Here is a 22,446-nt window from a genome sequence, read left to right as displayed (position 1 = left end):
ATAAGTATGAAAAAGTTTTACTTAGATGAGGAATTTTTTAGATGAGAGTGTTTAATTAGTTATTAATGAAAAGAAAAAGCATGAAAAATGCCGGGATCATCGGGGCCGGAATAGCGGGTTTAGCGGTTGCCATTCGATTGGCGCGATCGGGTTGGGATGTGGATGTTTTTGAGCAAGCTGGAAATGCAGGAGGAAAGTTAAATGAGTTCAGCTTGGATGGATTTCGGTTCGACACAGGACCGTCATTGTTCACGTTGCCACACTTGCTGTATGAACTGCTCGACGACGATTTGCGCATTCCAATCCGAAAGCTTGAGGTGGTGACTCGTTATTTTTACGAAGATGGAATTGTCATTAATGCTTTTGCCGATCCGGAGCGTTTCGCCGCTGAAGTTGCGGAAAAATCATCCGATTCTCAATCAGCTGTTTTGCGTTATTTGAAGAAAGCGGCTTTAATATACAGGATCACGTCGCCCGTCTTTATCTTCAATTCGCTTCATCGTTTAAAAAAGTTGTTGACACTCGGAAATCTCAAAAGGGCATTGCAATTGCCACGGATACAGGCAACGTCCAATTTTCACACTAAAAATAGTTCTGCGTTTTCAGATCCGCGGATCATTCAACTATTCGACCGATTTGCAACTTACAACGGTTCCAATCCTTTCGCGGCTCCCGCGACCTTGCAGGTGATTGCTCACCTGGAGCATAATTTGGGTGCTTATTTCCCGGAGAAGGGGATGTACGCGATTGTTGAGGTGTTGCAGCAGCAAGCAGAACGGTTGGCTGTTCAGTTTCATTTTTCAACGCCTGTCGAGCTGGTTCTGGCTGGTAAACAAGGACCTAAAACCTTGATGATTGATGGACAGCAACGGGATTTTGATTTGCTGGTGAGCGATGTTGATATTCATTATTTTTACGAAACGCTGTTGGCCGATTCCGGTCGTTTCAAGAAGCTGAGGCAAGATGATCCGTCGAGCTCGGCATTGATTTTTTATTGGGGAATGAAGGAGCAGTATTCGCAATTGGATTTGCACAATATCTTCTTCAGTAAAAGTTATAAGACCGAGTTCGACTGTTTATTTCAGCAAAAAACGATAAGCGACGACCCGACGGTTTATGTGTATGTTAGCAGCAAGCTAAATGCGGAGGATGCTCCCGATGGTATGGAGAATTGGTTTGTGATGGTGAATGCTCCGGCTGATATTGGGCAGAATTGGGCGGATATACGAAATCAGGTTCGAACGCAGATTATTCAGAAATTGGAACGATTACTGGAGCAGCCGGTAGGAGCCAATATTGTTTCAGAGCAAGTTTGGGACCCGCCTGGTATTGAAAGAAAAACAGCGTCGGTAGGGGGAGCCATTTATGGGGCCAGCTCAAACAGTATGTTTTCGGCCTTTCGTCGCCATCCGAATTTTAGAAACGAATTGCCGGGGGTTTATTTTGTGGGTGGCAGTGTGCATCCGGGAGGTGGTATTCCATTGTGTCTGGCATCTGCAAAAATTGTTGGTGACTTGGTGGGTGAGAAGGAGGGTGGCTATGCCTGAGAGAAGTAAACTTGTAGTCGCGGCCCGAGCTGTAATAGCCATCCTGTATTTGGTTGGGATTGTCGGCTTTAGTATGCCTGCAAGCCGGGAACTTTTTGCTGAGCTTAGTCCATTGAATTTATGTTTGTCGGTGGTTTTGCTGCTTTGGTTTCAGGAGCACTGGTCGGTCAAAACTCTCCTGAGTATCGTTATTGTTGTGTTGATTGGATTTGGAGCCGAACTGTTGGGAACGCGTACCGGGCTGCTTTTCGGAAATTATAAATACGGTCCTGTGTTAGGAATTAAGGTTTGGGAGACGCCCTTGCTCATCGGAGCCAATTGGTTGGTATTGTGCTACGGTATTTATGTGTTGTTATCGCGGTTTCGTTTGCAATGGAGACTGCCGGTTGTTGGTGCTGCTCTAATGGTTGCGTTCGATTTTGTGATGGAACCGGTAGCTACTCAGCTCAATATTTGGAGTTGGCAGGATGGGCACATTCCTTTTAAAAATTACCTTGATTGGTTTTTGGTCTCCTTTTTTTTATTTGCCGGTATGAATTTTTTGAAACTGAACCTCCGGAACCAACTCGCTGTTTGGATTATTATGTGCCAATTTATCTTCTTTTTAGTGTTGAATTTTAGTTTGAATTTGCTGTGATGGGAGTTTTTATAGCCATTGTGATTTTGCTGTGTTGGGCATTCCATCTCGTATGGAGCTTGCTATATTCGCCGCTCGCCCTAACTTCAGGCTGGAGTTATTTTCACGTCCTGCTGCAGGCCTATTTGTACACTGGCTTATTCATCACGGGGCACGATGCCATGCATGGATTAGTAAGTTCGAATCGGCGGGTGAACGATTTTTTCGGTTGGCTGGCCTCCCTCTTTTTTGCAGGGCTTTCATTCCGTAAATTGCGCACGAACCATTATTTACATCACCAGTTTCCGGCTACAGAAAACGATCCCGATTACTATATTCGTTCGCAAAATGTGTTCGTCTGGTGGTTCGTTTTTTTGATGCGTTACGCGACCATTTGGCAGTTTGTGTTTATGGCAGTTGTCTTTAACGTGCTCAAAATTTGGGTTGAAGTTCCGCGGCTGGTCCTTTTCTGGATTGTCCCGGCAGTTTTATCCAGCTTTCAACTGTTTTTTGTCGGAACCTATTTGCCACATCGGAAACCGCATGAGGAAACGATGCAGCCCCATCGGGCCCGTAGCCAAAACGGACCGCATTGGTGGGCTATGTTGAGTTGTTATTTTTTTGGTTACCACTGGGAACATCACGAAATACCGCGTATTCCTTGGTGGCAGCTGTATCGCGAAAAAAATCATTCAATCCATAAAACGGAGGGCGAATAGCTATGCGCTTGCTTTTGATCATCCTTCTTAATTTTTGCTTTCTCTTTGAAGTTTTGGGACAGCCCAATCAGGCTGATCTGGAATGTCGGCTTTACCAGACTTATGTGAATGATGAAATGCAGCGTTGGCCGGCAATAATTCAGGAAATGGAAAGTATGAAGGACTCTTCAGTGGTTTGGCAAAAGGAGATTCTTTTGGCTCGTTATGGTGTGGCAGGTTTTTATTTGGGAAACAGATTGGAAGATGAGGCGCGCGATGAATTGGAAAAAGCATTCGTTCAGCTTGAGAAACTTCGGACGAAATACCCGGATGTTGCTGCTTTTTATTGCCTGGATGCCTGCTTCCATTCCTATCAAATTGCCTTGTCGATGGTTCAGGCTCCGATTTTATATCCGAAGCATCAGTCGGCTATCCGAAAAGCTCAAAAACTATCGGAGGACGAGCCGCTCCTTTGGTTTGAAAAAGCGAATATGCTTTTCTATAAACCTCGTCTTTTAGGACGTGATAAAGAGAAAGCGATTGAATATTATCAAAAGAGCCTGGAGTTATTACATCGGCAAGAAGTTGGCGATTGTGACTGGTTTGAGATGATGGTTCAGCTATTTTTGCTGAAGGCTTATTTCGAAAATGAAGATGAGGTGCAATTCCACTCGTTGTTGGCGAAACTTCGAGTTGAGCATGGCGAGCTGAGTTGGATAAGAAAGTTCCTGGACAGTCGGGTAGTTGACTAGAGAAGGGCAAAGGGCATGGATAAGCGGATCAAAATGGCTGCGAAAAAACGAAGTTCGTCGCCAGTCGATTTCAAGTCTGTTTTCCAGGCCCTCTGCGTTGGCTTATTGCACAACTACCGGATAAAAGACAGCAGTGATCCACTGTGCGGTATCGGTTACTTCGTACGGATCAGTCAAATATTTTTCCATTGGAGAGCCGGCCAGCGTAATCTGGTGATCCTTCAGCCATTTCTGAATAAACTCATGGGTTTGTCTCAAGGTGTTGTAGGAGCCGATGTGGTCAGCTTCAACGTAAGTGCGGCTAACCATCGTTCCTGCATGGATTTTATCGGTACTATCAATCTTTTCAGCGACAGGAATGCCGCATTCCAGATCAATCATGTCACCGTCTATTTTGTGGTAAATCGCAAAAGGCATGTCGGTCATTTGCAAACCGTCTTTTTGAATCAACCCGTAGAGATCGCCATACATGCGAGCCATTTCTGCCGAGATCATTGAAAAAACAACATTTCCGCGAACGCTGATATAGTTCATATCCGGAAGTGTTTGGAGTTCCACCAACGGCTGTTTTTCCTGCCAAATTGTTTCCGCGACGACTTTCAGATTTTCCAGGCCTTTTCTCAGATCGGGACCAATCATCGAATCAAAAAGCAGACCCATCCAACGGTGTAGCGGGTTCATGCCCAGATCTGTTTTGAAGCTCCAGACGACCGACGTCTGGTTGTTTTCCTCTGAAAAGTAAAAAGGACTTTCTGCAACACCTTTCTCTCCGAAATCCAGATCTACCAGGATTGAATCATATGGAACGGAGCTACGGATTTTTAACGACCCGTGTCCAACCTGTTCATGTTCACTTTCCCAATCATATCCGGCACCTTCGCCAATACCCAGTTGATGGTAGGTCGTTTTCATATCCGGATCAATTTGGTTCCAGACTGCCCATTTTTGCCAACTGTGCAAATCGTTTATTTGGTTGTAAACAACGCGAACCGGAGCGTCGATTGTGATGTGGCGCTTGATCTCAACGGTTTGGGGTAGAAACCAGGCAATGATCACAAACAAAAGGAGTAGCACCGCAATTGCCGTAAGGATTTTCTTCAGGGTTTTCATCTGTTCGATTTTAAAGGTGAGTGGTTTTTTAGTTAATCTTCACTTAAAACGACCTGCCTTTCAATTTTGTTCAATATGATGGCAAAATGCGAACCCCGGTAATGTTTTACAATTGGGCTAAAGCTCAGAATATTGGGGGCTGGAATCGTTGTTTTGTTCTTCGCTGATTGTTTTCAGTTTCGTGAGTCCGTGGTTTAAATCCGGTGCAATCAAATTGTGAATAAATGGTCCGCTCCACCGGCTAATCAGGTCGTTATTCAGTTTGGTTCGGAAAACCCAACTGACCACAGTTGTTCCGTCATTTTCGGAAAAGTGGAAGCAGCTGCTTGCAATATCATCTTTATTGAAACTCATTTTGGCGCTCAGCGAGTCACACCAGGAAGTGCCGGTAACCAACAGGCGGCGTTTTTGTGGGTTCATTCCGGTTGTTTTCCAACAAAATCCGGTATCGCCTTGCTTTGTCGCTATAAATTCCAGGTTCATTGCGCTGTCGAGGGGAACCATTCCTGACCATTTGTCCCAGTTTTTTAGATTGTTAACTTGCTGGTAGACCTCAGTTATCGGGGCTTGAATGCGGATTATCTTTTCTACTTTGACTTCGTTGGGAAGCAAATAACCAATTCCCGTGAAAAGCGCGACTAGCAAAAGGAGGTTTAAGCTTATTTTTCGCATGTCTGTTTGGTTTTAAGGGTGAAATATTCAAATTGGAGGATTGGCTGATTCTGCTGAAGAAATCATTTTTTGATAAAGTTCAGCCTCAGCCCGTTCAACGACCTGTTCCAAAATGTGGAACGTTTCGTCGGGGTAGTTGGTACGCAGCGGTTCATCAAGTTGCAGCCAGTCTGCCAGTTGTTTTGGTGAGTCGTGCCAGTTTGTGAGCACACGGACACCCATATTTCCAAGGAAAGCTGCATTGCAGGCTTGCTCGTATTGCTTTCTCATCGGGATAACACACAGTTTCTTCCCCATGTGAATTGCTTCGGCTGGTGTTTCGAAACCGGCGGTAGAGATAATCCCGGCGCAATGCACAAACGATTCGCTGAAGTCATTCAGCGAAACCGGTCGGAACCAGATTGAGCCTTTGCGGTAGCTTTCTTTGTTATGTTTCGAGAAAACTTCCCATTGGAACTGCGGGAATAAACTCAAGACTTGTTCGATATCCTCGTTGCTGTATGCCGGGAGGTAAACGGTGTAGTGTCCCTGGTTACTTGGTTTCGATTGGCGTATTGCCGATCGGATCACCGGGGTGAAGTTCAGCTCATCAAGCCTTTTGAAATGAAAGCCATATTTGATTGTTGCCGGTGCGTAATTTTTCAAAATGAAAAGTCCTGGCCAGTCGGTGTGCGAAGGTTTGGGTGATTTGGGGTGAAGCACGGCATTCTGGTGGCTCAACCCGATACAGGTTTTCCCGCGAAAGCGGCAAGCCCAGGCAGTTACTGGCTCAAAATCGCAAATCACCAGGTCGTAATCTTTGACAGGAAGGTTCATCATGTCTCGAAAAAACCGGAAGGGTCTCGACCGTTTCACTGTTTGCCACAAACTGACTCCACCGTGTTTGCCGAAAATAAAACTCAGTCCGTAAAAATGGTATTTCACCGGAAAGGGTAATTGGATATCTCCCTGAATTCCGCTGACCAGGACGTCGGTGTGTCCCAGTCTGTTCAAGATTGGGACGATCTCTGTAGCTCTGGCCAGGTGCCCGTTCCCGGTTCCCTGAATGGCGTATAATATGCGAAGATTTGTTTTTTTTGTCTGTTGCATTTGCTGATGTTTTGCTCGGTTCAATGTCAGCGTCTAGAGGCAGTTTGCCATGGCCAACTCACGAAACAGCGATTGGTAGACTTGTTTGTGATCCGGGATGTCGGGCTCGTCGGTCGAATTTTCTTCATCGCTGTCTTCAAAATAGTGCAGTTCCCATTTGCCATCGTTGTACTCCGCTGCTGTGAAATGCTCCACCCAATCGCCACAGTTGATGTAGTGAACCGGTTTGCCCGGCATCATTACGATTTTATCTTTTGGAGCGTGGGTGTGTCCGCAGATTACCGTTTGGTAATTTTGGGCGGCTGCCGTAGCGGCAATCGCTCTTTCGAACGCCGATGGACGACTGTCGTTCCCGCTTTTTTTCTTCAGGCTTTTGTACAGGATAAACTCTTTCACTCCAAAAGGTTTTAATATGAAGTTGAGACCATTGTTAATAACAGTCAACAAACCATAGGCTGCGGCTCCGATTTTGGCCAACCACTTTGCTTTGTGGATAATGTGGTCGAACAGGTCGCCATGAAAAACCCAGGTTTTCTTGCCGTCCAATTCCAAAATTAGTTGGTTGACGATCTTTAGCTTCCCAATTTCTGTTTGGTTGAATTTCCGAAGAAACTCATCGTGATTGCCGGTGATGTAAAACACATGAACACCTTTCTCCAGCATTTTAATGATTTGCCGGACAACCTTCAACTGGGGCTTTGGGAAGTAGTTGCGGCTGAAACGCCAGGAGTCAATGATGTCGCCGTTCAGTACTAAGATTCCTGGGTTAATCGACTTTAGATATTTCAGGATCGTTTTGGCTTTGCAGGCACGCGTCGCCAAATGCAAATCGGAAATGACCGATACTTCGAGCTTTCTCGCTTTCATATTTCAATAAATAACTACTGCAATATCCGGCTTACTTATTAAGCAGTGATTAAGCTAAAATGAAATAATGGACACGAAAAGACGCTAAAAACCACTAAGTTTGTGAACAGAAACTGAAATCCGTGTAAAGAAATTATGAAACGAGCCCTAACAAAGACTTACGAAACACAGGGGAGGTTTTTTGGCGAGTTTCATCCGTTGGCAGAGTAAGTGAACGAGATTCTGCAAAATACCGGAAGTACAGGGAGTTAATATGAAACAATAAAGAGATGAGAAACTTAGTGATTGGAATGCTGCTGATGGTATTCGTATCGTGCGGTAATACGACTCTTCCAAAGGTGGAGATTGAAAGTTCGATGGGGAACATTTTGTTGGAAGTTGATACGGTGCATGCACCGGTGACAGGCGGCAATTTTTTGGAGTTAGTTGACAAGGGTGTCTACCTGAATGCAACATTCTATCGCGTTGTTCGAATGGATAATCAGCCTCAAAGTCCCGTGAAAATAGAAGTGATTCAGGGTGGGCTGAATGATGACAAGCTCATAGAGAGTTACCCGGCTATTTTGCATGAAACGACAAAAAAAACCGGACTGAAGCATTTGGATGGCACACTTTCGATGGCCCGTTATTCCCCGGGAACCGCTTCTACTGAATTTTTTATCTGCGTTGGTGATCAGCCTGAATTGGACTTCGACGGCAAACGGAATCCCGATGGGCAAGGATTTGCTGCATTCGGAAAGGTTCTTCAGGGAATGGACGTGGTTCGCCAAATCCAGCAGCAAGAGGATGAAGAGCAATACCTCACTGAGCCGGTACAGATCTACAATATTAAACGGCTGAAGTAAGGGCTGAGTCGATATGGGGAGGTTGCTCCACTGTGAATAGCCGAAGAATATTCCAATCCGAAATTTGATATTTTTTCAGTAATTGGACTTGGGACAAACGACTGTTTTTGAACAGAAACTGAGTGCTGTTGAAGAATAGCGGGCGATTTCCATTTCGAAAGTTTCGCCTGTCGCGCAATAAAGCGACTTAAAACTTCGTATTATTGCGGAGAGTGAAAAGAGAAAATTTGTAGACTGAAGCTGAGGACTGAGCCGGAAGATCGGGTCAGTTGCCGGAGGTTTCAATATCCGATTCATCCATGATTACCTTATCTGCATTTACGCGGAAATTGCTGATTCGTCTTTTATTTTTGGGAATTATATTAACTGGAACATTAAGCGGGTTTTCGATACAGAAATCCGATCAGATTGTCACGCCAGCTTCGGAGGAGGGAGAGGCGCCGGCTTCGCCTGTTCCGAAGAATTACCATCCGAGTTACACGTTTTGGAATCGCTATGTTGGTGAGCTCTACCTTTCCGGGGGGTATTCAACCGATTTTAAATACGGAAGTGCTTTGGGTGGGAAAATGGTGCTCGATTATATGGTCGAAGACCAGTTGTCGATTGGCGCTCAGTCAGGTCTTTATCAAATGAAAAAAGACGAAGGGAAGTACCTTTCGAGCTACCTGGGCATTCGGGTGAGTTACCATTTGATTCGGGCGAAGCTACATCGCAAACAGAATCCCTGGAACGTTTATACCGGTGTTAGTTGCGAGGTGGCAATTGGTCCGGGAGAGAAAGACTGGCATGAAAAGAAATTTTTGGGCGATATCCATTTTGGGGCCCGCTATCGGTTAAATGAGAAATGGTTTATGTGGGCTGAAGCAGCGGTTAATAATCTGTCTGTTGGCTTGACGCTAGCGCTATGAAGCGCGCTAGCCGGGGATTATCGTCCAACGATGGGATGAAAAAATATTTCCATAAAAAGTCTATTTCCTTTCAAACAAGAATGAATTTTTGTTGTTTTAGTCTTTCACGTTCATAATCGCTGTACATGATCTTTGATCGGGCGATTGTGGCGTTTATGAATTAACAGACAGACAGGATTGTCTGCGCAGAATTAAATAAAATCAAAAAAAAAACAATGAAAGAAACAACCGGAAAGATTACCTTCAAAGGTGGTCCATTAACACTATTGGGTGATGACGTTAAAGTTGGACAGAAAGCTCCGGATTTTACGGTGATCGGGGCAGGGCTGAACCCGATTAAATTAAGTGATTACGATGGTAAAGTTCGTGTATTGGCTCTTTATCCATCAATTGACACAGGTGTTTGCCAGTTGCAGAATAAGCGTTTTAATGCTGAAGCTGCTAATTTGGGAGATACCGTAGTCCTTTCAATTTCTTGTGATTTGCCTTTTGCGCAAAGTCGTTTTTGTGCAGCTGAAGGGTTGGATAAGGTAGTTACGGCTTCAGATCATAGAGATGTAGAATTTGGAACCAAATATGGTTATCTGATCAAAGAGCTACGTTTATTGACTCGCGGTACCATCATCGTGGACAAAGAAGGTGTAATTCAGTATGCTGAGATTTGCCCTGAAGTAACAGATGAGCCAAATTACGACGGAGCCTTGGAAGTAGTGAAAGAATTGTTGTAAGAATTACATCCAACAAATAGCAAAGCAGATCCTTTTAAGGGTCTGCTTTTTTTATTTCAAAAATGTCGGTCCATTTCTGTAATGGCCTAGATTGTTGTTTTTCAGTAGTCTTATAGATGATGGTTGAACATATGTTGTAAATACATAATCTTATCGCTCTCTATCGGGTTTGACTGCCTGTCCCCGCTTTTAGATGTAAATCACTTCCGCGTGCTTTCCATATGCAAAAATTTATAGTAAATGGTGATTTTTCAACCTTCTTGTATTCAGGGCGTTGGTCGAGCATTGTCGTTTTTTGATATCAAAAAGCCTTTTTCATTGATCAAACACGGGTTACCAATTATCAAAAATCGTAATTAACTGATGAAAGCGAAAATGTCAGTGACCCGGTTTTGCTACTTTAAACAGAAGTATAGACCGGAGAGCAGACCGCGCTAACAACATTAAGAAAGATTGTTTTGTCAAGTCTTTTTTGATTGTATGATGAGCATAATTAGTAAAAACAAAATTGAGGAATGCTATGGAAAAAATTTACTTCAATTCAGTAATGTTTCATTTACGCAGCGAGCAAAAAGCTATTTTCAAAAAAGCTTGTCCTTCTCGCGAATTCGCAAACCGAAGTTTTGTTGATTAATTAACCGGAAACGGCTCGATCTTAAGGTCCTGTCAATCGGTTTTTTGTGCGATTGATAGACAGGAAAGCCTGAATGAATTTTTCCCTACGAATTTTTAACCTGGAAAAGTATACAAGCGATTTGAAAAAGGGGTTGACTTGATACTGTGAGCAAGAAATGTGGTATAATGGCTAAAACTAGAGGAAAACATATCAGTTGGATTTGCGCCGGAAGGACGATGTTGATCGTACTTTTTGCAGGGCTGTCATTTCTGGTAAAAGGAGCTGACTCTTCTTTCGCTACAACAGAAAGAGAGAAGTCCGCGTCGTCCCTCACCGAGTATCTTTTGGCACTTCCATTAAACGTTACCGTGCAGCCTGGCGGCACGGACTGGAATACCGCATCGACCTGGGATTCCAACCTCGTGCCGACAAGTACCGACGACGTAACCATTCCTTCCGGAGAAACAATTACAATCACTGGTAGTGCTGTTTGTCAAAACCTGACCATTGAGTCGGGTGGAACGTTGATTTTAGCAGCGGGAGCAACACTGACCGTCAATGGTAGTTTTGGGAATAATGGCACGCTGGACGATAGCGGAACGATTACCTTAACAGCTGCAGGAAGCACTGTCAGCGGGACTTCAACTACGATATTTAATAATTTGGTGATTGATGCCGGAGCAAATGTTTCTTCGGTTGTTACGATTTCGTCTGATGTTACCGTTACAAGCTTGAACCTTTTGAATGGACTGCTGGATATCGCCGGTGGAACAACAAGTGTAACGAATAGCTTCAATATTCCAGCTTCTGCGGGACTTCAGGTTTCTGCGGGCGGGACATTGAATACCGGAGATTATACCGTCAATAATAAAGGATTAATCCGGGTAGAAGGCGGAACTGTAAATTTTGGAATTGCTGCTGACAACCATGTGACTGTGGATACTGGGGGTGCTTTTATCGTGAATAGCGGAAATGTAACTATTGCGGGTGGGCTGCAGAGTGCTGCCGCTGGTACCTTGTCGGATGGCGGTGCAGGAATTCAATCCGGAATAACCATAAATGGAGGAACTATAGCTCTCGCAACGGAAGGCAACGGGACGAGTGGCAAAGGAAGCTTGGATATAAACGGTTATGCCTATTTCAACTTCGCCGGAGGCACCATCGTATTTGAAAATGCAAATTCAAGCAGCGGCACGGCAGTTGATTTGTCGATTGCCGCAGTTGCTTCAGCAAAAGGAACCAAGACAATCACCGGGGGGGCATTCCAGTTTGGGAATGCCAACACGACTTCCGGCGAATATTTCGTCATCAATAGCGCGATTACTATTCCTGAGATAATAACAGAACCCAATGTGCATTTGGAATTAGCATCTGATTTGGATGTGAGCAGTTCTTTCAGCGCTGGTAGCGGCAGCCTGATTCTCCTGCATGATTTCAGTTTAACACTTCCGGCAAGTTCATCAAATGTTACCTTCAATCTTGTTGATTCGAATGCTAAAAAGTCTTCAGTGGCGTTTTCAGGCATTGTTGGCAGCGGAGGCGCAATTACCTTGTCGATGCACGAAGCACAGCATCCTAATGATGCGAATTCAACCAATTACATGAATCGTTATTGGGAGATCAATACCAATGGAATTTCCAGTTATAACGTCACGGCATTGTATCCATCTGCAGCGTTGTCTCCAAACAGTACCATTTATTCGTCGTTGGTTGCTGCCAGCTGGGACGGAACAGCCTGGAGTGCTATCGGATCGGTTGGGAGTTCGAGTATTATCGCCACCGGAATAACGAGCCCATCCCTTTCGCTTGCTGCGATCGTGAAGCCAACTGCTAATTTGATTGGTGACACGACGATTTGCGAGGGAGCTTCGGCAACCTTGAACCTGGAGTTGACCGGAGCAGCTAATTGGAATGTGGTTTATACGGATGGAACGTCAAATTATAGCTTGACAGGAGTTACTTCGGCCTACAACATAAAAGTATACCCATCGGCAACGACAACTTATTCTCTCGTTTCAGTTTCTGATGCGAATATTGCGGGAACGGTTACCGGTACAATTGTGACTGTCGCAGTTGATGAAGCCAGTGTTGGTGGAAGTATCTCCGGTGGGACAAATGTATGTAAAGGAAGCAATTCGACTACGCTAACGTTATCGGGTCATATCGGTGATGTTGTTCAGTGGGAATACTCAGAGAATGGAGGGGCTACCTGGATTTCAGTAGCGAATACATCAACTACTTATACCGCGACCGATTTAACTGTCGATACACGTTACCGGGTTTTAGTACAAAATGGAAGTTGTTCCCAAGCTTATTCTTCTGTTGATATTATTTCTGTTTACGCTGCACCGGATGCAACGATCGCCGGTACAACAACGATTTGTGCTGATAGTGGTGATGCACCAATAACCTTCACCGGAACGACCGGAACTGCTCCTTTTGAATTTACCTACCGCTTAAATGGAGGAAGTCCTACACCCCTGACTTCTTCAGGTAATTCGGCGACGGTTAGCCAAAGTTCGTTGGTTTCCGGTAGTTATGTTTACGAACTGGTTAGTGTGGCCGATGCAGGCGGATGTTTACAAGCGATCAGCGGTAAAACGGCAACGGTAACTGTAACCGAAGGACCTGCTGTTTATAACCTGACAGGTGGAGGTTCGTTCTGTAGTGGAGGTGGAAGCGCATCGGTTGGTTTAGATGGAAGTGAAAGTGGCGTAATGTACCAGCTGTATCGCGATGGATCTGCGGTTGGCGGTTCGATAGGCGGCACCGGAAGTGCAATTAATTTTCCGAATCAGTCGAATGCAGGAGTTTATACGGTGAAGGCAACAGATTCCGGGACTACCTGCTTGCAGGATATGGCAGGTACTGCAACTGTTACCGTCAATCCTTTGCCTCAGCAATTTGGTGTGACAGGTGGAGGCAGCTACTGTGAAGGTGATGCTGGCGTGTTGGTTGGATTATCTGGCAGCGTATCCGGAACTTCATACCAACTTTATCGCAACGGAACAGCTGTCGGTACTCCAGTAGTTGGCGACGGCACAGCCATTAGTTTTGGCGAGCAAACTGAAGCTGGTAGTTATACCGTCATTGCAACTAATTCAACAACAGGTTGCGAACGAACAATGTCGGGATTAAAGAACGTTGTAATGAACGCAAGTCCGACGGCAATACTGACAGTGAATGGCACGTCAACGAACCAGGTAACTATAATTGCGGGGCAGACGGCTACACTTTGGATCAGCTTTACGGGGACAGGCCCATTTCAATATTCAATTAATGGTGGCTCGGTAGCAACAAATACCGGCAACCCTGAAAAAATTACACTAAGTCCGACGGCGACCACGCAATATGCGATAACATCATTGAGAGGAGCCTATTGCTCGGCATTGGCAAGTGAATTGACAAGCACTGTAACAATTGCAGTGGGGGAATTGCCTAGCCTGACTTCTGCGACTGAAGCTGAAGTCTGCAGTAACGACGAGTTTAGCTATTTTCCAACGGCTGATGTCGATGGTTGCTCGTTTGAATGGGAGAGACCGGCTGTTGCAAACATCAGTAATGCAGCGAGAAGCGGGAATGGCCCGATTGATGAGGTTCTTTTAAATACCGGAACTACGCCGGTTAATGTACCCTATTTGATCACGATTACTTCCCCTGATGGTAAAGAAAATACAGCAAGCTTAAATCTTACGGTTTATCCGTCGGCAAACCTGAGTTATACCATCAGTAGTCAGATTGTTTGCGAAGACGAGTCAATTTCTATCCAGGCAACATCTACAACCGCAGATGTGACATATTCGCTGAGCTATGCTTCCGGATCCTATGAAATGCAGGGGCTTGCGGTGCCGACCTTTACAGACAATACAACAGGTAGCTTCAGTTTTATTCCTGTAGCCGGTTTTCAGGTTTATACCCTGTCGGCTACTACTACAGATGGTTGTTCTGCTTCATATGATATTCCGGTGAAAATATATGGAACTCCTGATCTTTATATTTCTCCATCCTGTTTTGAACGTTCTGTTACGATGGATGCGGCTATGGGAGGCTCAACCGACAATCCACTGAATTTTTCGACCAGCGATTTAGGAGTCGTTGAGTACTCTTACGATGGAGGTTCCACCTGGACAACCGATGATTATTATGGTCCTGATTTACCCTACGGATCTGTGACCGTGTTGGGACGTAACAGTGCTCATCCGGATTGCGCCCAGTCGATTACAGCTGATATTGGCTTTGCCTCGGCTTTTGCCAACGATGTGGCGATTTGTCAGGGAGGAGAGTCGGAGGCGATGGATGCCCTGTCGCTTTGTGTGGAGTGGGATGAAGCATCTCACGTGACCAAATTGGACCCGGACGAAAACTCGACCTATTACGTGTCAAGTCAGGATTATGTATATAGTGCCGGCGATGAAGTCTCTTATGCGGTGACTGACATTTTCATGGTTGATGAAAAAGATGGAGGCTTTACGTTTAATGATTGTAACCAAAAAGATTACTTCAGCTATTCTCTCTACGAGTATCCGTTTGATCCGAATAACCCGGAAGAAGGTTTTCTTCGATTAATTCCCGTCGGTGCTGCTTGTCCGAAATTAACCATCGACAATTTAGATCCCAATAGTTACTACCAATTGGTAATTAACGATTATACGCTCGATTCGGATGTTGATGTAAACGTTCAGTTTAACCAAAATGATAAGCCTTTATTTATTAAGAAGACATACTCTGAAGTTACCTGGTATGACGAAAATGGGAATGCCGTTGCTGAAGGTGAGGAATTCGATCCGGTTGCATCAGGTGTGATCGAAAATACAGAAACTCCCGGAGATTGGAGCTTCTATGTTTCCTGTGGTGATGAGTCTACTTGTAAAGAGGAAGTGCATTTTACGATTTATCCTGTCCCAACGGCAACAACTAGCGGAACGGATGTGACCTGCTCCGGCGAAACGACTGATATTCGGATAGGAAGTATTGATCTTTACGGCAATGTGGTAGAGCCCGGCTTGGTGACCTATACCTGGGAAGCCAGTAACCCTGATGGATTGGCTTCTGGCTATACCTCCTGTTCTTCCGGCTGTGGAAGTATTATTATGGATCCGGTCGTAAATACGTCAACTCAGGAAGCGATTGTGTACTACACGATCACACCTCATGCCGGTGATTGTCCTGCGACACCGATAACATTTGAATTACGTGTTCAACCGGTTCCTGATGTTTCGATCATAAATGAGACACAAATCATATGTCCGTCAGATGATTCGCAAATTGCTCCAATTACGCTGACTTTGTTGAACGATGTCAATGACGTATCCTTTGTCTGGAACAGAACAAATACAGCAAGTTTTATCAATGCTCCGGCGCCACCGGCAATTGCTGAAAGCGGCGACGGGCTTCCGGATGTGAATGATCAATATCGTATTTCGGGTCAATTGCAAAGTAAATATCCGAACAGCTTACAGCAGACCGATTTTCAGATTGAAGTTCAGGTGGCTGGCCATACTTGTGTGGAAAATACAGCCTCTGTGACGGTTGGTGATGAAGTGGCACCGACGATCAGCTGCCCGGAAACCATTGAGGTAAGTTGCTATGAAGATGTTCCTGATGGAGCTACAAGTCCGGAAGACTTTGTTGCCATTGATTCGCAGTCGGCCGTGTCAGACAACTGTACCGCCTTCAATGAAATCCAGATCAGCTATAGCGACGAGTTGGTGGACGGCTCTCTGTGTAACGGGAATGTACGACGTACCTATCGGGCAACCGATTACGCGGGTAATTATTCCGAGTGCACGCAGGAGATCAATATTTTGGACACGAACAAACCGTCTTTTGTGAATACACCGGCCCAGAATTATAGTTTTTGTGTGAATCACTTAATCGAGGCGAGCCATAACGGGTTGTCCGAACCCAATACTGATATTACCCCGAATCGTCCCGACTATCACATTTTAACCGATCTCGAAAAGGAAACTTTGGCGAACATCAGCTTTACCGATAACTGTGAAGCAGCGCTGCATTGGTCTTTGCTTGACAGCGACAATAATCCGGTTCGTGATGATAATTCAGACTTGCTGTCAGATAAGTCTGATGCGATTACTGACCATCCAATTACCCTTCAGGGTGATGCCAATGGAGACCGGTTGTATACCCTGATTTATTGGTTGGTTGACGGTTGCGGAAATTCGTCGGAAATGGACTTTGTGATTTTTATTATGGTGACTCCGCGTCCCGAAATTATAAGAATGAATGATTCGGCCTTTTCAGGTAATTGGCCATAAGAATAATAATAAATAAGAGAAATAAAATAACCGTTTAAAACAAGTGTATTATGAAAAAGCAATTTTTATCATTAGCAATTTTCCTGCTTGCAGTATTTGCGGGAATTAACGAGTCGAACGCACAAGGTGTTAAGTGGTCAACTCCTCAAACCTTAAGCTGTACGAGCGATGCGCTACACCCATTTGCGGGTGTGCAGTATACTTATAAAGCTGAAGTTAGCGATTTGACAGGAACCGGAGAATGGCGTTTTTGGGCAACCAATGATTCGAGTTTTGTCGTGAACAACGCGGGAGAGCCCGAATTTAACACAGCAACAGCATTGATAGTGGGCTCAAATGAGCTTTTGACAGCTTCAGCTAACTATAATATTGAAGTCGGTGTTGGCAACTCCAATGTAAATACAGAAGGAACGATTCAGTTAACATGGACCTCGGGTATGCTGAATTCTGTAATTGCCGGGACGGAAGAAAAATTGTTCGTTGTAGCCTATTACGTAAGTGGTTCTGAGTGTACGGACAATATGAAAATTTGGGAACTGGATCCCCAAAATGCGTTCACCGTTGACATCATTGCAATGGATGTTGCGACTCCGGAAAGCTCAATAGATAAGTATAATGTTACGCCAACAACTTGTGTTGACGTTGTTGAATCAATCAAATATGAATCAGGCAAAGGTATTGTCTACGATTACGGTGATAACTACCTGTATTTTGAATTTGTAGCTGCAAACTTCACAGACTACTGGATCCCGGAATTTACAGTAACCGGGGAAAATTCAGCGCAGACCCTAACCTATCAATATACTTATGATACTCCGGATACTTGGGGCTCTTCAACGAATTGGACTACTCTTGAATCTGGAAAAACACATATCACACCGGCTACAAGCGTGAAGGATGCGACTGATAAAGGCGTATCGGTTTTTGTTCGCGTATTGGTTGACCACGCGAATTATGAAAACAAAAACGGCCAAACTTTCACCATGACCTTGGATGGTAAACTTGCCGATGGTACTTATGATGTGGTAAATGCTGATTGTTCAGACCCTGGTGCAGCAGATAAAGCAGATACAGCTGATTCTAAAATCGATCCACGTCCGACAGTTACAGACACAAGTATGCCGGCTCCAAAGTTTACGACAGGAAACGAAACAAACTAGTCGTTTGACGAAAAATGCTTTTTCATAACCAGAATATACTCGCCAAGCCCTTCCTTTTTTGAAGGGGTTGGGCTTGGCTGAGGCTTTTGGGATTGTGAATTGGCAGTGAATGTTCGTTCCGTTGGAACACATGGATCATTTAACCGAGCTATACCGTTGTTGCTGAAATCTCGAATATGGAAATAATCCGCAAGGGATTAATCAGAAGATCTTCGGTGTATTGCTTTCCGGAGTTGAGTTTAAGATCAAAACCTGATTCGATTGTCCTCCAAGGGGAAAAGATAAAGTCCGATGCTTGAGGGCGATGAGAATATATAATATGAAAACAGCCTGCAAGAAAGAGTGCAGGCAGCTAGGCAAGAAGAATTCAAATTCAAAAACAATAACAAGAAATTGAAACTGAATTAAATTCATGAACCGACTTTGGTACCATATCAGCAGATGGGGATTGGTAATTATACCGGTACTTTTGGTTGCGGCTTCCGCCACGGCCCAGCTTGCTGTGTCTCAAGGTCAGGTAATTGATTTGACAGTTGACCAAGAGCCTGGGGTAACCTACACCTGGGAGCTTTACAGTGATTCTACAATCGATTTCGTAGCTGAGCCGGGGGATGTGACCGCCGATCTGGCAGAGTTTGTAAACGGCATAAAGCAAGGATCTAAGGTTCAGGTTATTTGGCATGTGCCGGGAGTCTATTATTATAAAGTAACCGCAGTTGATGAGCTGGCTTGTACAAACAACATTAAAATGGGCCTAATCAGTATTCAGGAAGTTTCGAATGAAATTATTCCGCCTGTAGCCATTGACGATGAATACACTGTCGATTGTGAAGAGCAATTCTTTTTTGTCACCGACAACGATGAAAATGAAGGAAATTATGACTATTTCGTCAGTATCTTAGAATGGCCCACTCAAGGTATACTGCAGGAGTTGGATGACCAGGGAACCGTAAGCTATACGATAAACATGTTAGCCCAAGGCACCGATTCATTCACTTATACGCTATGTCTTGATATGGAGCAAACATTGTGCGATACGGCAACTGTCCACATCACTATTCCGGATCATTTGAATTGTAATCCGGCAGAATCGCCGGCAGCACCACCCGATACAACTTGTCATTTCTTTATCCCTGAAGGATTCTCTCCGAACGGCGATGGTGCGCACGACTACTTCGTGATTGATTGTATTGAGCAATATCCGAATGCGAAATTGATGATTTTTGACAAACAGGGATATTTGCTGTACGGGAAAGAGAATTATGGTAATACAAATATTTGGGGCTACAGTGAGGCCGACCTCTGGTGGGGTGGTCAAACGACCAAACATCACCACAATGCAGACCAGATGGTCATCCCTGGCGTGTATTTGTATGTCTTAGACAAAGGAAACGGCGATTTAGCAAGAGGCTTCGTTATGGTATCCTATGGAAGGGGAAATTAATGAAGAACAAACGAGCGACATATTTATTGATTCCGGCAATTCGCCTACAGTTCGCATTCGGACTGCTGCTGCTGTTGTTGAGTTTGAATGCCCAAGGGCAGATTGACCGCGATCGCTCGCATAAAATATATACTGAGCCGGTTTTTACCCAATATATGAATGGCATGCAAACCATTAACCCGGCCTATGCAGGGATGTGGGAAAAAGTGGGGGTGCAGGTTTTTACCCGTCGTTATTTTGTTGGGCAAGATGGTGCGCCTCTTATGATGGCTGCGAGCTGGTACAAACCCGTTAAGAATGACAATAACGGCATGGGCTTGAATATTACAGAGGAGCACATTGGTTATGAAAACAAGCTGACCATTGCGGCCGACTATTCGTACCAGGTTCGATTAGACTGGAAAACCAACCTGCGCTTAGGTTTGAAAGTGGGGGTCATTAATTACGATAACCTGTTGACCCGTTACGATCTGGATTGGGGACAGGATGATCCGGACGAGGCTTTTGCAACCGATATTCACCAACGGATGATGTTAAAGTGGGGCGTAGGTGCCTTGGTCTACACCCGCGACTATTATATTGGTTTATCTATTCCGCAAATTATCTCCAATAAATTTCGGGCCGATGTCATCAACTTTTCATCGTTGGCCGATGTGCGTTATCTCTATTTGTTGGGGGGGTATTTCTTCGGAAGACAACGGCAAGTCCGTTTTAAACCAACCCTATTAGTTAAAGCAGCTATTGGAGAGCCGATCACCGCCGATTTTGCGGCAAACTGGCTTTTTTACGATAAATTTTGGGTAGGTGCCATGTACCGAACCAACAACACGGCAGCTATTGTAACCCAATTTGTAATGATGAAAAATATTCGCTTCGGTTATGCGATGGAGCTTCCCTTTGGGCGTGAAATCTTTAAATACCAACTCCAAACCCACGAAATACGCGTCGTTTACGAATTCGACTTCTATCGCAGACCCTATACCCGGAAGCAATATTTTTAGCGCAACAAACTTTCCAAATCGATGAAAAAATCTGCATTTTTTAAGATGAAACCAGTAGCAGATTATCCTATCCGATTACGAATTGTTCTGAATTACCCATTCTCAAGACGTAAAGTCATTTTCCCGACTAGAAAATCTTGTTTTGGTTGAATCTTGATTTTTGAAATTTAAGGGGATACTAAATAAAATATTACGTCTTTCCCGGACAATAATTTCTCTTCTCTTTTCATCGTCGAAAAACGCCGGTTTGTGTTGTAAAACTATGTTCCCTAGCATCTTTATTCTGACTTATGTTATGTATTTTGAGTCGTTTTGTGCAGTTTATCAGGTGTTTGAATCCCGATTTGCACAAATTTCGAGTTGTTTTATCGAGTAAAAAGGACTGTTTGTCGATAAAAACAAGGCTATTGACCATAAAACGCTGATTGTGTATGTTTTGCGTTGATGATCGATTGTGCAAAACCGGATGAAATATTGTAACTTGTTAGTTCAAACAGGCAAAAAAACTAACTATGCGATAAGTGCTGTTTGGAGGACGAGAGTTGGTATATCTCTAGACTTATGGATAAAAGCGAGGTGAGATACGTCGGTGCGATGTGCGTGGGATGCTTGCTGATTGTCATTCTTATTTTGGGTACATCACAAAAGACTAACGGAAGTAGCTTAATATTTGCTCCTAAAGGAGACGGTATGGCCAAGTCCATAGTTTTATCTGGTAGCCACGTCCATTTCCCCACTCAAAATTCCTCTGTTTTCAGCTCCTCTACTAGTTCTTCCGTAAATTCAAGTGTCGATCGTTCCAATAGCAATCTTTCTCCGCTTTTTATACCACAATCTCAACTGCTAGCTTTCAACTACGATTTCGAAGGTGCCTCGGAAACTTTATCCCCTTTGGTGCTGGCTTTGCCACCGCCAGGTGTATTTTCAATAAAGAATGAAGTTGCTAAAAACGAGGACGAAGGATCAGCGCCAGAGATTAGCAATGACTACTCTGAAACTAGCACTATTACCACCCTGAGTGGGACCGTTAGTAATGTGACTTGTCGTGGAGGAAATGATGGTAGTATTGTTTTGTCAATTACGAGTACGAATGAGCCCTACACCGTTAGCTGGGATGGCCCGGAGGCAAATGATGGAAGCCAAAGTGGATTAACTGGAACTAGCGATACTATTCCGAGTTTGATTGCAGGAGATTATACTGTTATTGTAACAGATCAAGCTGGTATACCCGAAGAATCGACTTTTACTGTTAATGAGCCTGATCCACTTACTCCGCCCGTTCACAACACAAATGTACTTAGAGTTTGCACCAATTTTAATCCCGATGTTTTAACTTTTAGCATAGCGACCAGTGGGGGTACGCCTTCTTATTCGTTTCGGTGGCAAGAGAACATAGATAATTCGGGGTGGACAGATATCCCCGGGGAAACAGGGACTTCATATGATCCACCGAATATATTAACTGTAGGCTTGCACGAGTTCAGGGTTGCTGTCTCTGATAGTTGTAACGATATTGTTTATTCGACAGCCAAGAGTATTACGGTGGTACCAGATCCTACGACTACTGTATCAGGAGAAGGTGATGTTTGCCAAAACGGAACGTTAGAATTAGCTGCAACGGTAACGAATGGAACAGGAACAATCAATCATCATTGGAGAGTTGGTAATTCGCCCATAGGGCCTTGGTACGATATTTTGGGAGAGACTGGTGACACTTATTCCGTTCCGACTGCTTTGCCCGGATCATTTTATTACAAAGATAGTGTCGTTGTTGATGGTGCAGCTTGTAATAATGCACAATCGGAAGTGGTGACAATTACCATTAACTCATTACCAATAATAGACTATTCAAAGAACGATGTTAATTGTTTTGGAGGCGGCGACGGAACAATCGATATAACGATCTCCGGAGGTACCCCGGGTTATACCTACTCTTGGACGACCTCAGACGGCAGTGGTCTTTCAGCCAGTGACGAAGATCAGTCGGGGCTTACGGCAGGAACATACGAAGTAACGGTAACAGATGCCAATGGATGTACGGCAGTAACATCCGCCACTGTAGATCCGGCCACTGCACTGACAATCAGTGCGACGGCAACAGCAGTGCAATGTAATGAT

At 44.4% G+C, this 22,446-nt stretch carries 16 protein-coding genes; 12 read left to right on the top strand and 4 right to left on the bottom strand.

Annotation, left to right across the window (positions count from 1 at the left end):
- Positions 1-65: 65 nt before the first annotated feature.
- From crtD to GJV22_RS05685, 4 genes are read left to right on the top strand one after another with little or no spacing between them, the layout of a single operon-like run.
- On the top strand, positions 66-1,547 hold the full coding sequence (gene crtD / locus GJV22_RS05700) for a 1-hydroxycarotenoid 3,4-desaturase CrtD (protein WP_163709945.1): 1,482 nt from the start codon (positions 66-68) through the stop codon (positions 1,545-1,547).
- The gene (locus tag GJV22_RS05695; protein ID WP_163709942.1) at positions 1,540-2,184 is read left to right on the top strand and encodes a carotenoid biosynthesis protein; all 645 of its coding nucleotides are present in this window, start codon (positions 1,540-1,542) and stop codon (positions 2,182-2,184) included. The genes crtD and GJV22_RS05695 overlap by 8 nt, the downstream gene beginning before the upstream one ends.
- Positions 2,184-2,882: a fatty acid desaturase gene (locus tag GJV22_RS05690; protein WP_163709938.1), complete on the top strand. Its 699-nt coding sequence runs from the start codon at positions 2,184-2,186 to the stop codon at positions 2,880-2,882. Before GJV22_RS05695 ends, GJV22_RS05690 begins: the two co-directional genes overlap by 1 nt.
- Before the next feature lie 2 nt (positions 2,883-2,884).
- A complete protein-coding gene (locus GJV22_RS05685; protein WP_163709935.1) occupies positions 2,885-3,613 on the top strand; it encodes a hypothetical protein in 729 nt (242 codons plus the stop codon).
- A gap of 102 nt (positions 3,614-3,715) precedes the next feature.
- On the opposite strand, the gene GJV22_RS05680 is transcribed toward GJV22_RS05685, so the two are convergent.
- From GJV22_RS05680 to GJV22_RS05665, 4 genes are all read right to left on the bottom strand, one after another.
- Positions 3,716-4,723, bottom strand: a complete 1,008-nt coding sequence (locus tag GJV22_RS05680; protein ID WP_163709932.1) for an SRPBCC family protein — start codon at positions 4,721-4,723, stop codon at positions 3,716-3,718.
- Between the two features lie 117 nt (positions 4,724-4,840).
- Entirely contained in the window at positions 4,841-5,395 is a 555-nt protein-coding gene (locus GJV22_RS05675; RefSeq protein WP_163709929.1) for an SRPBCC family protein, read from the bottom strand.
- Between the two features lie 27 nt (positions 5,396-5,422).
- Complete coding sequence (locus tag GJV22_RS05670; protein ID WP_163709927.1) at positions 5,423-6,484, bottom strand: glycosyltransferase family protein; 1,062 nt, start codon at positions 6,482-6,484, stop codon at positions 5,423-5,425.
- Positions 6,485-6,517: 33 nt separating this feature from the next.
- Positions 6,518-7,351 (bottom strand): UDP-2,3-diacylglucosamine diphosphatase, encoded by an 834-nt coding sequence (locus tag GJV22_RS05665; RefSeq protein ID WP_163709923.1) that lies wholly within the window; start codon positions 7,349-7,351, stop codon positions 6,518-6,520.
- Between the two features lie 269 nt (positions 7,352-7,620).
- On the opposite strand from GJV22_RS05665, the gene GJV22_RS05660 reads away from it, so the two are divergent.
- From GJV22_RS05660 to GJV22_RS05625, 8 genes are all read left to right on the top strand, one after another.
- Positions 7,621-8,196, top strand: a complete 576-nt coding sequence (locus GJV22_RS05660; RefSeq protein ID WP_163709920.1) for a peptidylprolyl isomerase — start codon at positions 7,621-7,623, stop codon at positions 8,194-8,196.
- A 299-nt stretch (positions 8,197-8,495) separates the two neighbouring features.
- Entirely contained in the window at positions 8,496-9,104 is a 609-nt protein-coding gene (locus GJV22_RS05655; protein ID WP_163709918.1) for a hypothetical protein, read from the top strand.
- Positions 9,105-9,319: 215 nt separating this feature from the next.
- A complete protein-coding gene (tpx, locus tag GJV22_RS05650; RefSeq protein ID WP_163709915.1) occupies positions 9,320-9,832 on the top strand; it encodes a thiol peroxidase in 513 nt (170 codons plus the stop codon).
- Positions 9,833-10,633: 801 nt separating this feature from the next.
- Complete coding sequence (locus GJV22_RS05645; protein ID WP_163709912.1) at positions 10,634-16,723, top strand: carbohydrate-binding domain-containing protein; 6,090 nt, start codon at positions 10,634-10,636, stop codon at positions 16,721-16,723.
- 50 nt (positions 16,724-16,773) lie between these two features.
- Positions 16,774-17,883, top strand: a complete 1,110-nt coding sequence (locus GJV22_RS05640) for a hypothetical protein (RefSeq protein ID WP_163709908.1) — start codon at positions 16,774-16,776, stop codon at positions 17,881-17,883.
- A 412-nt stretch (positions 17,884-18,295) separates the two neighbouring features.
- Positions 18,296-19,327 carry a T9SS type B sorting domain-containing protein gene (locus GJV22_RS05635; RefSeq protein ID WP_163709905.1) on the top strand — a complete coding sequence of 344 codons (1,032 nt, stop codon included), beginning with the start codon at positions 18,296-18,298 and terminating at the stop codon, positions 19,325-19,327.
- Positions 19,327-20,328, top strand: a complete 1,002-nt coding sequence (locus GJV22_RS05630) for a PorP/SprF family type IX secretion system membrane protein (protein ID WP_163709903.1) — start codon at positions 19,327-19,329, stop codon at positions 20,326-20,328. The genes GJV22_RS05635 and GJV22_RS05630 overlap by 1 nt, the downstream gene beginning before the upstream one ends.
- A 690-nt stretch (positions 20,329-21,018) precedes the next feature.
- On the top strand, positions 21,019-22,446 hold a 1,428-nt coding region (locus GJV22_RS05625; protein WP_205461752.1), incomplete at its 3' end, for a SprB repeat-containing protein.

Source organism: Mangrovibacterium lignilyticum (genome assembly GCF_010882175.1).
GTDB lineage: Bacteria > Bacteroidota > Bacteroidia > Bacteroidales > Prolixibacteraceae > Mangrovibacterium > Mangrovibacterium lignilyticum.
Note: the sequence above shows the minus strand (reverse complement) of the source record. Positions and strands in the feature narration are given on the sequence as shown.